Origin of the sequence: Dysgonomonas massiliensis, from assembly GCF_900240225.1 — a bacterium.
GTDB lineage: Bacteria > Bacteroidota > Bacteroidia > Bacteroidales > Dysgonomonadaceae > Dysgonomonas > Dysgonomonas massiliensis.
Genome location: NZ_OEPV01000006.1, coordinates 181,386 through 196,755, shown reverse-complemented (window position 1 = coordinate 196,755; position 15,370 = coordinate 181,386). Strand labels below are relative to the sequence as shown.

At 38.0% G+C, this 15,370-nt stretch carries 10 protein-coding genes; 4 read left to right on the top strand and 6 right to left on the bottom strand.

The window, feature by feature from the left end:
* Positions 1 to 4 precede the first annotated feature (4 nt).
* Positions 5 to 1,006 (bottom strand): UDP-N-acetylmuramate dehydrogenase, encoded by a 1,002-nt coding sequence (gene murB / locus C1A06_RS07830; protein WP_101689688.1) that lies wholly within the window; start codon positions 1,004 to 1,006, stop codon positions 5 to 7.
* 43 nt (positions 1,007 to 1,049) lie between these two features.
* Positions 1,050 to 2,186, bottom strand: coding sequence for a dTDP-glucose 4,6-dehydratase (gene rfbB / locus C1A06_RS07825; RefSeq protein WP_101689687.1), 1,137 nt, complete (start codon positions 2,184 to 2,186; stop codon positions 1,050 to 1,052).
* A 207-nt stretch (positions 2,187 to 2,393) separates the two neighbouring features.
* On the opposite strand from rfbB, the gene C1A06_RS07820 reads away from it, so the two are divergent.
* Positions 2,394 to 3,728: an NADP-specific glutamate dehydrogenase gene (locus C1A06_RS07820; protein ID WP_101689686.1), complete on the top strand. Its 1,335-nt coding sequence runs from the start codon at positions 2,394 to 2,396 to the stop codon at positions 3,726 to 3,728.
* An 89-nt stretch (positions 3,729 to 3,817) separates the two neighbouring features.
* Here the strand turns inward: C1A06_RS07820 and C1A06_RS07815 are convergent, their stop codons facing one another.
* From C1A06_RS07815 to dnaE, 4 genes are all read right to left on the bottom strand, one after another.
* The gene (locus C1A06_RS07815) at positions 3,818 to 5,161 is read right to left on the bottom strand and encodes a S41 family peptidase (protein WP_101689685.1); all 1,344 of its coding nucleotides are present in this window, start codon (positions 5,159 to 5,161) and stop codon (positions 3,818 to 3,820) included.
* Between the two features lie 29 nt (positions 5,162 to 5,190).
* A complete protein-coding gene (locus C1A06_RS07810; protein WP_101689749.1) occupies positions 5,191 to 5,796 on the bottom strand; it encodes an IMPACT family protein in 606 nt (201 codons plus the stop codon).
* Positions 5,797 to 6,382: 586 nt separating this feature from the next.
* Positions 6,383 to 6,700 (bottom strand): thioredoxin, encoded by a 318-nt coding sequence (trxA, locus tag C1A06_RS07805; protein WP_101689684.1) that lies wholly within the window; start codon positions 6,698 to 6,700, stop codon positions 6,383 to 6,385.
* 84 nt (positions 6,701 to 6,784) lie between these two features.
* Positions 6,785 to 10,537, bottom strand: a complete 3,753-nt coding sequence (dnaE, locus tag C1A06_RS07800) for a DNA polymerase III subunit alpha (protein ID WP_101689683.1) — start codon at positions 10,535 to 10,537, stop codon at positions 6,785 to 6,787.
* 266 nt (positions 10,538 to 10,803) lie between these two features.
* Here dnaE and C1A06_RS07795 point away from each other — a divergent pair, with 266 nt between their 5' ends.
* The 3 genes from C1A06_RS07795 to C1A06_RS07785 all read left to right on the top strand — a co-directional run bounded on the left by C1A06_RS07795 (position 10,804) and on the right by C1A06_RS07785 (position 15,301).
* Positions 10,804 to 11,568 (top strand): carboxypeptidase-like regulatory domain-containing protein, encoded by a 765-nt coding sequence (locus C1A06_RS07795; protein ID WP_101689682.1) that lies wholly within the window; start codon positions 10,804 to 10,806, stop codon positions 11,566 to 11,568.
* Between the two features lie 111 nt (positions 11,569 to 11,679).
* A complete protein-coding gene (locus C1A06_RS07790; protein WP_185116830.1) occupies positions 11,680 to 14,058 on the top strand; it encodes a TonB-dependent receptor in 2,379 nt (792 codons plus the stop codon).
* An 85-nt stretch (positions 14,059 to 14,143) separates the two neighbouring features.
* Complete coding sequence (locus tag C1A06_RS07785) at positions 14,144 to 15,301, top strand: iron-containing alcohol dehydrogenase (protein ID WP_101689680.1); 1,158 nt, start codon at positions 14,144 to 14,146, stop codon at positions 15,299 to 15,301.
* Positions 15,302 to 15,370: the final 69 nt, after the last annotated feature.

Here is a 15,370-nt window from a genome sequence, read left to right as displayed (position 1 = left end):
TTTTCTAAAATATTCTTACTTCTGGTTCTAAATCTATATTAAATTTATTCTTGACAGCCGATTGAACCTCGTTCATAAATTCAATTATCTTATTACCGTCAGTTGTTCCATAATTAACAACTATCAATGCCTGATTTTGGTATGTACCAATGTCTCCAACTCGTTTTCCTTTATAGCCGGCCTTATCGATCAGAAAAGCAGCCGATGTTTTTACCCAACCATCGCGATATGGGTAGCATGGCAAATCCGGATATTTCTTTTTAATCTCATCTGCCTCTGTTATTCTGATATATGGATTTTTGAAGAAGCTACCGGCATTTGGTAATACTTTTTCATCAGGAAGTTTACGGCGACGGATTCTTATTACAGCGTCGCGTACATCTTGTACTGTAGGTTCATCAATATCTTCCAGTTCATTATTCAAGTCTATATATTTAGGGATATAATTGAAGCTTTGTTTCAAATGGAAGACCACTGATATCACGACATATTTCCCCTCACGTTTGAATATACTATCACGATATCCGAACCCGCATTCAGCACTCGTGTACGAAGAAATTTCACCACTATGCACATCCAAAGCTATTACCTCACGGATACAATCCTGAACCTCGGCTCCATAAGCTCCAATATTCTGTATCGGAGCTGCACCAACCGTTCCTGGAATAAGCGATAGATTTTCCAAACCGGAAAATCCGTTTTCGACAGTATATTGGACAAATTGATCCCAATCTTCCGAAGCCATAGCTTCAATATAGACATCATCGTCTTCGTCACTCGAACTCTCGCGCAAGCCGTACATCTCAGGTTTGATTACCAATCCATCAAAATCTTTCGTAAAGAATAGATTGTTTCCTCCGCCTATTATGAGTTTTTTCTCATTCGGATAATCCGACAGACACTGTTTTAATTCTTCGATATTGGTAGGCTTACAAAATATCTTTGCAAAAGCCTCTGTCCTAAATGAATTGTATTCTTTAAGCTGGTGACGCCTATAATACTCCATGGTGGAATTGAATTCTGATTAAATTATTCTAATTAAGTATTATTTATCTATTGCCATACATAGACTCGTAGTACTTCATATAATCGCCCGAGGTAACATCATCTACCCACTGCTGATTATCGAGATACCAATATATTGTTTTCACAATACCCTGATCGAACATTGTTTCGGGTAACCAGTTCAGTTCTTTCGATATCTTCGTTGGATCGATCGCATAACGTTTATCGTGTCCTTGGCGGTCACGTACAAAAGTGATTAGATCGTTATTTATCCAACTAATATCTATGGAACCATCTGCTGTCGATTCTTGTTTTTTCAGTACTTTTCTATATTCAGGCTCTTTTTCCATGATATCATGTATGGTTTTTATAACCAGTTTCACAATATCGATGTTAGTTTTCTCATTATGTCCTCCTACATTATACACTTCGCCTAGTCTACCATTGTGTAGAACAGCGTCAATCGCTTTACAATGATCTTCAACATACAACCAATCGCGCACGTTGCTACCATCTCCATATACCGGAAGCGATTTTCCGGAAAGTATATTTTTAATAATAAGAGGAATCAATTTTTCCGGGAAGTGATAAGGTCCATAATTATTCGAGCACCTTGTAATATTTACCGGCATTTTATAAGTCTCGCTATAAGCTTTCACTATAAGATCAGCACTCGTTTTTGAAGCACTATATGGCGAACGCGGATCTAGCGGAGTATCTTCTGTGAAATAACCCTCATCACCTAGCGAGCCATAGACTTCATCAGTTGATACTTGCAAAAACTTAACACCCTCTAGCCATATAGGATAACCATTATCATCCTGACCATCGGTCCAGTATTTCTTTGCTATATCTAGTAAGTTCTGAGTACCTAATATATTTACCTGTAGAAATAGTTGCGGATTTTCGATACTTCTGTCAACATGACTTTCAGCTGCAAAATTTATTACATAATCAATTTTATGATTCGAGAAGACTGCCTCAACATCTTCTTTGCTACAAATATCTCCTTTCACAAAAGTCAATCGCGAATCTTTCAATTCTTCAGAAAGTGTAGCTAAATTTCCAGCGTAAGTTAACGCATCAAAAACTATGAATTTTGCATCCTGATACTTTTTAAGCATCAGTTTTACAAAATTGGAACCTATGAATCCAGCTCCGCCGGTAATAAAGTATGTCATGCTATAAATCTACTAATAGTCTCTTTATTCTACAATTAACTAATACACAAAAGTAAGTAAAATAATCAATTTACAATACAAAGGTTTCTCAAGTTTAGAAAAATAAAAAACACAACACAAAAAGATATTTTTTATCATAAAATGTAACATTTTTCTATTTTTATTCGTACTTTTGTTACATAATTAATCAAAACACTATAAAAGAAGATGAATACTGAGCAAATTTTAAACGAGCTAAAACAAAGATTCCCCAACGAGCCTGAATATCACCAGGCTGTACATGAAGTTTTGGACTCAATCGAGGAGGTTTACAACCAACATCCTGAGTTTGAAAAAGCAGGTATAATCGAAAGACTATGCCTCCCTGATCGTATCTTCTCTTTTCGTGTAACATGGGTAGACGACAAGGGTAATGTTCACAACAACATGGGATACCGCGTTCAACACAACAACTCAATCGGTCCTTACAAAGGAGGTATTCGTTTTCACTCATCTGTAAACTTATCAATCCTTAAGTTCTTGGCCTTCGAGCAAACATTCAAAAATTCACTTACAACACTACCAATGGGTGGAGGTAAAGGTGGTTCCGATTTCAATCCGAAAGGGAAATCAAATACAGAGATCATGCGTTTCTGTCAAGCTTTCACAACTGAACTTTGGCGCCACATTGGCCCAGACACCGACGTTCCAGCTGGAGATATAGGTGTTGGCGGTCGTGAAATTGGTTATATGTTCGGTATGTACAAAAAACTAACACGCGAATTCACTGGAACATTCACCGGAAAAGGCTTAGATTTTGGAGGATCACTTATCCGACCAGAAGCTACTGGATATGGCAATGTATACTTCTTACTGGAGATGCTAAAAACGAAGGGTATCGATATAAAGGGTAAAAAATGTATCGTTTCTGGATCAGGTAATGTAGCACAATATACATGCGAAAAACTAATCGAGTTAGGTGCTATTCCAGTAACTTTATCAGATTCGGATGGTTACATTTACGATCCGTCAGGAATCACTTTGGAAAAACTAGAATATGTCAAAGAGCTTAAACAACTATATCGTGGTCGTATCCGCGAATATGCTGAAAAATTTGGCTGCAAGTATGTTCCAAACGAACGTCCTTGGAGCGAAGTCGGCGAGATAGCACTTCCTTCGGCTACTCAAAATGAGATTAGCGGGGAAGATGCTAAAAAACTTGTAGACAACGGAGTTATTGCTGTATCGGAAGGTGCAAATATGCCTTCGACTCCTGAAGCTATCAAAGTATTTCAAACAGCCCAAATCCTTTATGCACCAGGAAAAGCAGCGAATGCTGGAGGTGTATCGGTATCAGGACTAGAAATGACTCAAAACTCGGAACGACTTACATGGTCAAGCGAAGAGGTTGACGAAAAATTGAAATCGATAATGACAAATATCCACTCGGAATGTGTAAAATACGGTACCGATGAAAACGGTTATGTGAACTACGTAAAGGGTGCAAACATTGCCGGATTCATGAAAGTTGCGAAAGCAATGATGGCACAAGGAATTATCTAACATCATCTATATCTACTCGAAGCAAGCGATTATCAATACAGATAATCGCTTTTTTATTGCATCTTAGCTCATAATCTATCTAGTATCGATTAATGTTTCCTCTCTGAATTTATCATATTCAACACATAGTCCATAGCCTGATCTGCATCCACTTCATAATGAGGAATAGCTCCATGAGTATTTTCATCTGTTGCGCCATAGACATAGAATTTCTTACAAGACATTCCTATAGGTAATTTTGTAATAGGCAGATAATCCATTCTAATATCTCCAAAACAAACAGCCTGCCCTCCTGTTTCTTCTCCTACTACAGTTCCCATATTGAAATACTTGAATACCCACGCAAAATCTGCAGCTGAAGAAAATGTATAGTTGCTTGTCAAAAGATAAGTATTTCCGGTGTATCTGAGAGGATTATCCCGCAACTCGATCAATTTAGAATCGTCATAAATAGTAAGTCCGCGTTTAGACTTAGCTTTCGCCTCCTCAGATAATTTATTCCATAATCGATTACCTATTTTCACGGTAGTATGACCAAATAACTCGAAAGGAACCGATGAAATATATTGAAATAATTCCTTACCTAATGCAGAATATCCACCTCCATTATTCCTTACATCAATAATCAGATTGTTGATGTTTTTCTTTTTAATTTCAGAAAAAGACGAGTCTAAAAACACTTTAAATTTATCCAAATTATCAAAGCTTCTGAAATCAATAGTAGCTATACTCTTATCTTCATCGATATCCAACACATATGGTTCTCTATCCTCACTCGATTCGTTTATATTTCCGAAAACGACAGACGGATCAACAGCCGGAATAACACAAACGGCTGCAGGTTCATCATTATATCTATAAGAAATTTCATATTCATCAGCAAGATACTCAATCCATAGCAGATAGCCGAAACGGAGTTTCAAAGACTCCAATCTATAAAAATCTTTCTCTCCACTCACGTATTTCAGCAAAGAGAAAATAACATCCCTACTTTCAACTCCATTGATAGAAAGAATTTCCGCTCCTATAGGGATAGATCCTGATTCAGCAAGATCTTTCAACATAGTCAACGACAGATTTTTCTTATCTATATTTATTTTCAGTGGGAAACATTTAGGTGATATACCATCCAAATTTTCCTCGATAATTCCCAGGTTAGTATGCCCATCCCCTAGTTTAACCACCAGAGGTGCCATTTTTTTATAGAACTCTAGAACTGTCATAGAATCTGCTAGTGAAGACTTTATCAGGGTTAACTCTTTTTCGAAAGCCTCTTTAGGCATTACCTCAAACATATTAGGATGATAATCGTCTATAATTGCATACAAACTATCAGCATCAGCGTACAACTCACTCTTACTAAACTTCTTTTGTGCAAAACTTGCATTTACACAGATAGCAAACAATAATAAAATCAGGCTTTTGGTATTCATAATATTTAGATTTTGGGTTAACTAACATATCAGTCTTTATCATCAAATCTTAAGCTCTCAACTTTTTCAAGGCGACCTATCAGCTGATCAAAATCGCCTTTACGAATCCGCAAACTCATCTGACAATCCATATCATAACTTTGAGATAGTATCGTAGGTTCTAAATCTTTCACAATCTTCATTACATCGTTCATAAAAGGATATTCGAAGACGAAAGACACATCACAATCTACAGTCTTTTCTATTATTTCAGCTTCGCCAATGGCTTGTGCCGCCGCTTCGCGATACGCTACGATCAAGCCACTAGTTCCGAGTTTAATTCCACCAAAATAACGAACAACAATAACCAGAATATCTGTCAACTCATTCGAGTTTATCTGGCCTAATATTGGCTTACCGGCCGTACCCGATGGCTCGCCATCGTCATTCGAACGAAATTCTATTCTATCGGCACCTAACATATATGCCCAACAAACGTGGCGAGCATCGTAATATTCTTTTCTGTATTTTTCCAATTCTAATTTTACATCCTCAACAGTTTGCACAGGAATGGCATAACCGATAAACTTGCTACGCTTCTCGGTAAAAATACTTTTAGTTGTTTCTTTTATCGTTTTAAAGACATCATCCATCATAAGAACAAACTTACAGAAAAAAGGCGAATCGCTGAACATCAGTCTCCAATTTGTTAAAAAGCAACACTTGTGTACAACTTTCAGCGTATTTATTTCGTGCTACTTTTCTAAACTTCGCTTTTCTATTATAGATAATTTTCGAAAATAAAAAAGCCGATACTCAAACCGAATAAAAACTCATAACAAATCAAATGAGTCTAATATTATTCTCTAAAATATTTTACAATTAAATAAATACAGACTAAGATTATATGCAGAACCGTTATGGCAATTAGATAAAACCACCAAACTAAACCAGAACCTCCATCACCTTGAAAAAACAAACAATAATGTAGAAATAAATTATATACTAAAAATGCCCCTAAATTTACAAGCGTAAATTTCCTACTATATCTAAAAGAAGACAGAATCAATATTAAACAAATAAAACTACATACATACAATAGCAGATTATCGCTCATAGAAGACTTTGAATTAAAATTAGAGTTTAGCAGCACACCTAAAACACCCACTCAACATCCACAATATTACAAAAAAACCGATACTCAATAAAGAATACCGGCTTATATTTCAGATAGAAAATAGCTTACTTCAATAAGTTATTTATTTTTTCGATGAATGCAGTTTTTTGAGCTGCTCCGACTTGTTTATCTACGATTTCACCATTTTTGATGAATAGAATTGTAGGGATGTTGCGGATTCCATATTTCGATGTAATCTCGTCGTTGTTGTCAACATCTACTTTGCCGATTACAACTTTTCCTTCGAATTCTTCAGCCAATTCATCGATGATAGGGCTCACCATACGGCATGGTCCACACCATTCTGCCCAAAAATCCAATACTACTGGTTTGTCTGATTTCAACACTTCTTCGAATGTTGCATCTGTTACTTCTAATGCCATAATTTGATTTTATTTTAATTCTTATTAATTTTATATTCTCTGGTATTATACAAAGATAATAAAGGATTTTGATCTGTAAAAATCTTAGTTTATTTTGAAAACCAAGCTCTCACTTTCGGTCAGATAATCGATCAATTCTTTTTTCACCGACACCTTTACATTTCGCGAGAATAAATCTACCTTCATATTACGTTCGCCATCTACAACTTCGAAATAAAGCAATGAATTTCCGGGCGAATCTTTTGTCAACATAAATAATTCCTCAACAGTCTGTTTTGTCATATCATGTAACGGAAGTGTTATAGTAATTTTCTCAATCAGGCTATCTTTTACATCAGGTAACAGCTGTATCGATACGATTTTAAATTCAAGCTGATTTTCGTTGAAACGACGTCCTTGCACACGCCCTTTGATAAATACATACAATCCTGGACGACCATATTTCGAGAAATTGATATAATCATCGCCAAAAAGAGGGATCTCACCACTACCAGAGAAATCTTCAATCTTCAAGATCATATATGGTTTCCCGTTTTTAGTAATTCCTTCACGGGCATCAATAACTAAGCCTCCTAACGATATTTCTTTATTTTTGAACGATTCTTTGTCCTCCATATCAGCCATCTTCATATTGCAGACATGCTCCAATACCAAAGAGAATTCATCCAGTGGATGAGCCGAAAGGTAAATTCCGATAAGATCACGTTCTTTACCCAAGCGTTCGAGATCGGACCATTTAGCAGCAAAAGGAATTTCAGGATGCGCAATTTCAACAGCAGCATCGCCACCAAACAACGAAGTTGCCGCCTGCTCTTTATCTAGTTGATACTTATTTCCATATCGCACAAGCAAATCAATAAACGCCTCACCTCTCGAATTTAATCCAAAGAATTGCTCACGTGTTATTTCTTTAAACTCATCAAATGCTCCTGCCAAAGCTAACGATTCTATATTCTTCTTGTTACAAGAACTTAAGTTGACACGTTCCACAAAATCGAAAATACTTTTGAATGGTCCATTATTCTGACGCTCTTCAATTATATTTCGAACAGCACCTTCGCCGACTCCTTTTACAGCTCCCATTCCGAAACGGATATCACCAGCTTTATTTACCGAAAATTTAAGCATCGATTCATTCACATCCGGACCCAGTACGTTCATTCCCATCGCACGGCACTCATCCATAAACTTCGTGATCTCCGTTATGTTCGACAAGTTTCGTGAAAGAACTGCGGCCATATATTCGGATGGATAATTTGCTTTCAACCATGCAGTCTGATAAGCTACCCACGAGTAACATGTCGCATGTGATTTATTGAAGGCATACGAAGCAAATTTTTCCCAGTCGGCCCATATTTTATCCAATACCTTCTTATCGTGTCCGTTCTTTGTCCCTCCGGCAATAAACTTATCTTTCAGCATATTCATCTTATCGATAAGTTTTTTACCCATCGCCTTACGAAGCTCGTCGGACTGACCACGAGTAAAATCTGCCAGAAGTCGCGACAAAAGCATGACCTGCTCCTGATACACAGTAATACCGTAAGTATCACTCAGATAACGCTCCATGATGGGAATGTCGTATGATATCTCTTCACGTCCGTGCTTACGAGCAATAAACGACGGAATATAATCCATCGGTCCCGGACGATAAAGCGCATTCATCGCAATAAGGTCTTCAAACTTACTTGGCTGAAGTTCTTTCAGATATTTCTGCATACCAGCCGACTCGAACTGGAACGTTCCGGTTGTTCGTCCGGCACTATATAATTCGTAAGTCTTAGGATCTTCGAGCGAAATAGTATCTATGTTTACTGTTTCACCCGTAGTATCTTTTATATTTTCGAGGGCTTCTTTGATGATCGACAAAGTTTTCAATCCCAAGAAGTCCATTTTTATCAATCCCGTTTCTTCAATAACCGAGCCCTCATACTGGGTAACCAGCATCATTTCTCCGGTTTCTTTATCTTCGGCCGTACTTACCGGTACAACATCCGATATATCTTGTTGTCCAATGATAATTCCGCAAGCATGTACTCCGACATTACGCACATTACCTTCCAGCATTTGTGCATATTTCAGCGTATCGCGCATTGTTGGGTCGGGGCTGTTCGCCGCTTCTTTCAACTCTGGGACATAAGCAATGGCATCTTTTAGCGTTACTTTTTTCTTATCTGGGATACGATCGGGTACGAATTTCGCCAAGCGGTTCGAATCTGCCAAAGGCAGCTTCTGTACACGAGCAACGTCTTTGATTGCTGACTTAGTAGCCATCGTACCATAAGTAATGATATGCGCTACGCGTTCTTGCCCATATTTATTGGTTACCCATTCCAAAACCTTACCACGACCATCGTCGTCAAAGTCGATATCAATATCGGGCATCGATATACGATCGGGATTCAAGAAACGCTCGAAAAGAAGGTCATACTTAACAGGGTCAATATCCGTGATTCCGAGACAATAGGCTACTGCAGATCCGGCAGCAGATCCACGACCGGGGCCTACGGCTACACCCATTTCGCGGGCTGCAGCAATAAAGTCTTGCACGATAAGGAAGTATCCGGGGAAACCCATAGTTTTCATAGTTTCCAACTCGAAATCCAAGCGTTCGACCAATTCCGGATCACGATCTTTTCCATATCTTTTGTCGGCACCTATCATTGTCAGATGTCGCAGATAATCGGACTCCAGTTTAATACGGATCACCTTGTCGTAATCACCTAATCTGTGATAAGCTTTTTCGCCAAATTCAGCTATCAGGTCTTCTTCCGAATATTTCTTTTTATATTCTTCTTCCGTACCGAATGATGCATCAATATTGAAGAATGGCATCAAAGCATCCGAATCGATCGAATAATATTCTACCTTGTCTGCTATTTCCAGCGTATTGGTCAAAACATGTGGAATATCAGCATAAATTGCTTGCATTTCGGCAGTCGTTTTCAACCACTCCTGCTTTGTATATCGCATACGCTTCGGATCATCAAAATCTTTACCTGTACTTAGACAGATAAGTCGATCGTGCGCATCAGCATCTTCTTCTTCGGCAAAGTGTACATCGTTTGTCGCAATTACTTTCACTCCTAGTTTTTCACCAAGACGAAGTAATTCGGCATTCACTTGTTGTTGCAAAGGATATGCTTCAACATTTGCATCGGGACGAGTTGTTTTATGACGTTGTAGTTCCAGATAAAAATCTTCACCAAAAAGATTTTTGAACCACATAATAGACTCTTCTGCACCCTCGAGGTCACCTGCCATGATTTTTTTAGGAACTTCACCTCCTAGACAAGCAGTAGAAACAATCAAACCTTCGTGATATTTTTCCAAAAGCTCTTTATCGATACGCGGACGCATATAGAAGCCTTCGGTCCAACCATGAGATACAAGTTTTATAAGATTCTTATAACCTTTTTTATTCTTAGCAAGAACCACCAAATGCCAGCCACTCATATCTGGCTTACCTTCTTTCAATTTTCGGTTTCGACGAGCAACGTAACACTCGCAACCTATGATTGGCTTTAGTTTTTTTGATTCTTGTTCTTTTATTTGACGATCCAAATCAGCAAGCTTTGCTTTTTGCTCGTCGCTTTCGGGTTCTTCAAGAAGTTTTTTCTGCTCAGCTTTCAATTCTTTGATAGCCGAATCAAACTTCGAATTTTTCTTTTTTGTATAGTTATAGAACTCTTTGATACCAAACATAGCTCCATGATCGGTAAGAGCAAGAGCAGGCATTCCATCACCCATAGCTTTATCTACAAGATTGGATATACTAGCCTGACCATCAAGCAGCGAATACTGCGAATGGACGTGTAAATGAACGAATTCACCCATTTAAATAAACTTTTCTGTATTTTTTTTAGAGTTGATAAAGATAACTCTTTAATCAGAACTAAACCGATTAATTAACATACATTTTATCAACATCTGAGTTCTTTATATTCTAAAATCGTTTCGATTATTGAGAACTAAACAATTAGAGTCTGGTTAAAGTTTTCCATCTCAATACTGTTTTTTTAACAAAATTTTCTCTTTCAACTGTAACCTTTTACATTTTCAGTTCGTCTCATAAATATAAGAGTCCTTAAAACTATTAAGCTATGAAAAAATTATTACTATTTACTCTTTCTCTTTTCTGCTATTGCATCATAAATGGTCAAAATACGGTTACTATTTCAGGACAAGTTACAGACTATGAAGGTAATCCGATTGACAGCTGCTGTGTTGCACTACATTACAATAATTTCACGGAAGCTTATAGCAGCTATACAGACAAACAAGGATTTTATTCTTTAAAGAATGTCAAAGCAGGCAAATACATGGCAATGTATGCATTACGACTAAAAGAATATCCCAGAGCCGATCAGGTACCAGATGATGATAAACGTTTGGAATTCTGGGCTTGGAATATCATAGCAGACAGAGATTTGGTCATTAATCCCAAATACCATCGTCTGGAGCTATATGGCACAAATGCATATAAAGTCGAAGGGGGTTATCCCGGGCTATTTATATACACCCGTCCCATGAGTACTGGAAAGGTTCTCAAGTATTCTAAAGAAATACAATTAAACAAAGCACTCGCCGAAAAAGTAGCTGACATTTCGGTAAAACCTGAGCATTTCAAAGTTCAAGTATATATTGACGACAAAGAAGTCCGAGTAAATTCAGTCCAGCCGGTCACAGAATATGTTGGCGACAATAAACCTATGGGAGCATTTCTCATACAAACGGAGCTACCTAAAGAAAAAACCGGCAAGCCCTATCTTATAATAAGAGTAGTCGCCGAAAATACAGAAGAAGGTGAGAAAGGCGAAAACATTATTTTCTACGAATTAAAAGACTACCAAAAGGCTCCTAAATAAAAGAATTACCCAAACTTTCATTTTTGATATTAAGCACACCCACTAAATAACAGTTATAACGAAATATATTTTACTTTTGTTATAACTGTTATTACTTTAAGATTGCGACTAATGTCAAAAAAAGCTTTTTTATTCATTCTATTATTTATACCAACTTTACTCTACGCACAACAAATCAGAATACACGGTAAAGTATACAACGAACTCCATCAGCCGCTGGAGCATGTCACTGTTTCAGTGCTAGAAAAAGAAAATAGCAGTATTTCCGACAAAGATGGGAGTTTCAACTTCTATATTAGCACAACCGACAGCATAACTATCCGATTCTCTATTTTGGGATATCAAAAAGCCGATGTATTTATCGGCAAGCCAAAAGATGATTTCAAGGTAGATGTTATATTAAAACAGAGCGACAAAGAATTAGCTCCCGTAAGTATCAACGCGACCCGCCGACAGACAAATGCGATGGAGCAGCTAAAACTATCGGGAGCAGCACTATTACCCTCTTCATCGGGCGGAAATATTGAAGCTTTGATTGCGACATTAGCTGGTGTTAGCTCAACCAGCGAATTGAGTTCTCAATATTCAGTTCGGGGAGGAAACTTTGACGAAAACATGGTTTATGTGAACGGCTTTGAAATATACAAGCCTCTTCTCGTCAGATCTGGACAGCAAGAAGGTCTTAGTTTTATCAATTCGGATATGGTTGACAAAGTCGGCTTTTCATCGGGTGGATATGGAGCTGAATATGGAGATAAATCCTCATCCGTACTTGATATAAAATACAAAGCTCCTCGTAAATTCGAAGGTGCTGTATCGGGCAGCTTGTTGGGAGGAAGTGCATACTTAGGGAACAAAACCGGCAATTTTTCTCAGATAACCGGTATCAGATACAAGACAAATCGTTCTCTGCTAAAAAGCAACGATACAAATGCCGAATACGATCCATCTTTCATGGATGTGCAAACATATATTACATACGATCTAAGCCCAAAATGGGAAGCTTCTTTTCTTGGAAATTACGCTTACGACAGCTATAAATTCACACCTAAGACCCGAGACACTAAATTCGGCCTACTTGACAATCCTATGCAATATAAAGTATACTTCAACGGATGGGAGCGTGACAAATTTGTAAACTATCATGCTGCATTAAGCATTAAGGGACAGATAACTGACAAGCTGCGTTTAGGATTTACAGGAAAAACTTTTTCGTCTGACGAACGGGAATCATACGATATCCAAGGACAATACCGATTAACTGATGCTAACGATGAGCTGAAAGGTATCGGCACGTATATGGAACACGCACGTAACAAACTGAAATCCGAAGTATACGCAATCAGCCATAATGGTAGTTATCAAACGGGCAAACACTCTCTGAAATGGGGATTGACATATCAGCAAGAAAAGATAAATGATCGCATATCGGAATGGGAAATGCGCGATTCGTCGGGATATTCTTTACCCAACATAGATGATAAAGTTCGTGTTTACTGGAATCTGAAATCGAAAAACAAACTCAATACTTCGCGATACAGTGCTTTTGTTCAAGACAATTTTCTTCTCGATATATCAGCAGGAACATTCATCCTAAATGCCGGAGTACGTGCCTCGTATTGGGATTACAATAAAGAGTTTTTGATAAGTCCTCGTGCATCGGTCAGCTTCTTACCTTCATCAAACGATCAGTTGGCTTTTCGATTTGCAACCGGTCTATATTACCAATCGCCGTTTTACAAAGAGATATTGCAGATACATAGCACGGATGGTAACAATACAATGAAACTAAATGAGAACATTAAATCTCAGCGATCTATCCATTTTGTAGCGGGTAACGATTACTATTTCAAAGCAAGCGACCGCCCATTTAAACTAACAACCGAAGTATATTATAAACATCTGTCTAACATCAATCCATATATCATCAACAATGTAAAGATCCGCTATCAGGGCGATAACATAGGGAAGGGATACAGCATGGGATTGGATCTGAAACTTTACGGAGAATTAATACCTGGTACAGACAGCTGGGTAAGCTTCTCATTAATGAAAACCGAACAAGAAATTAACGGTAAAAAAGTTCCGTTACCAAACGATCAGCGCTACAATCTCTCAGTTTATCTACAAGACTACATGCCGGGATACGACCGATTGACTTTATCTGTCATAGGATATTTTTCGCAAGGGCTACCAGTCAGCGCTCCGTACAAAAACTTCGACAGTGGCTATTTTCGATCAAATGCATATAAACGTGTAGACATAGGTGCTGCATGGCAATTACTGGGAGAAGATTTTCCATCGCGCAAGGAATCGCCTATACTTGGAGCATTTCGCAACATATGGCTCGGCTTAGATGTATTCAACCTCTTCGATATGAAAAACGTGAATACCTACTATTGGATTTCCGATGTACACAACGACCAGTACGCCGTACCCAATTATATGACTGGACGTCAGCTAAACATCAAACTGAGAGCCGAATTTTAAAATCACTTTTTAATACTACTTATCCATTATTCATCGAAAGTTTTACTAACTTCGTTAGGTAGAATAACCAATAAGAAAATTCCATATGAAAAATTTCAGCTATCAAAATCCCGTAAAGATTATCTTTGGAAAGGATACGATCAAAGAAATATCGAAAGAAATACCGGCAAAAAGCAAAGTGCTCATCATTTATGGTGGTGGTAGTATAAAACAGAATGGAGTTTACGATCAGACGATAAAAGCTCTTGCTAATTTCGAAGTACATGAGTTTAGTGGTATTGAGCCAAACCCTCATTACGAAACTTGCATGAAAGCAGTAGAACTGATTAAAGAAAAAGGCATCACCTATATTCTTGCCGTAGGCGGCGGATCGGTTATAGACGCTACAAAATTTATTGTTGCAGCTGCATGCTACGAAGGCGAAGACCCTTGGAATATTCTTGCTAAAAACGAGAAAGTAAAAAAAGCTCTTCCATACGGAACAATCCTTACTCTATCGGCTACCGGTTCGGAGATGAATAGTGGCGCTGTTATTACACGCGTCTCAAGTGAAGAAAAATTAGCTTTTCACTCCGCAAAAGTATTTCCTCAATTTTCAGTTCTCGACCCAGAAGTAACTTATACCCTCCCTGCAAGACAAATCGGCAACGGAGTAGTCGACGCATTTGTACATGTTATGGAACAATATCTGGTGGCTTCGGACGAAGACACAAATATGCAAGATTATTGGGCCGAATCTCTACTAAAACTTTTGATTGAAGAAGGACCAAAAGCCTTACGCGACCCTCAGGATTACAATGCACGAGCAAATCTGATGTGGGCTTCGAGCTGGGCTCTGAACGGCTGGATAGCTTGCGGAACTGATGAAGACTGGGCTACACACATGATTGGTCACGAACTAACAGCATTCTATGGTCTGGATCATGCGCAAACATTAGCTATCATTCTTCCCGGAGTTATGACGGTTCTTAAAGAGCAGAAAGCCAAAAAGATCATTCGTTTAGGTAAAAATGTATTTGGCATAACGACTCACAACGAGAAAGAAATAATTGATCGTACCGTACGAGATGTAGAGCGTTTCTTTGAATCTTTAGGCGTTAAAACACGTTTGTCTGACTACAATTTAGGCAAAGAAGCGATCGATCGTGTTCGCGACAGGCTCAATTCTCGTAAATGGAAATTGGGCGAATACCAAAATATTACGGGTGATGTTGCAGCACAGATACTAGGCATCAGACTATAACATCAATTTCGAATAAAAATATACCGGTTTCAGACCGGTATATTTTTTATCTGCTAGAAAACTTAATAA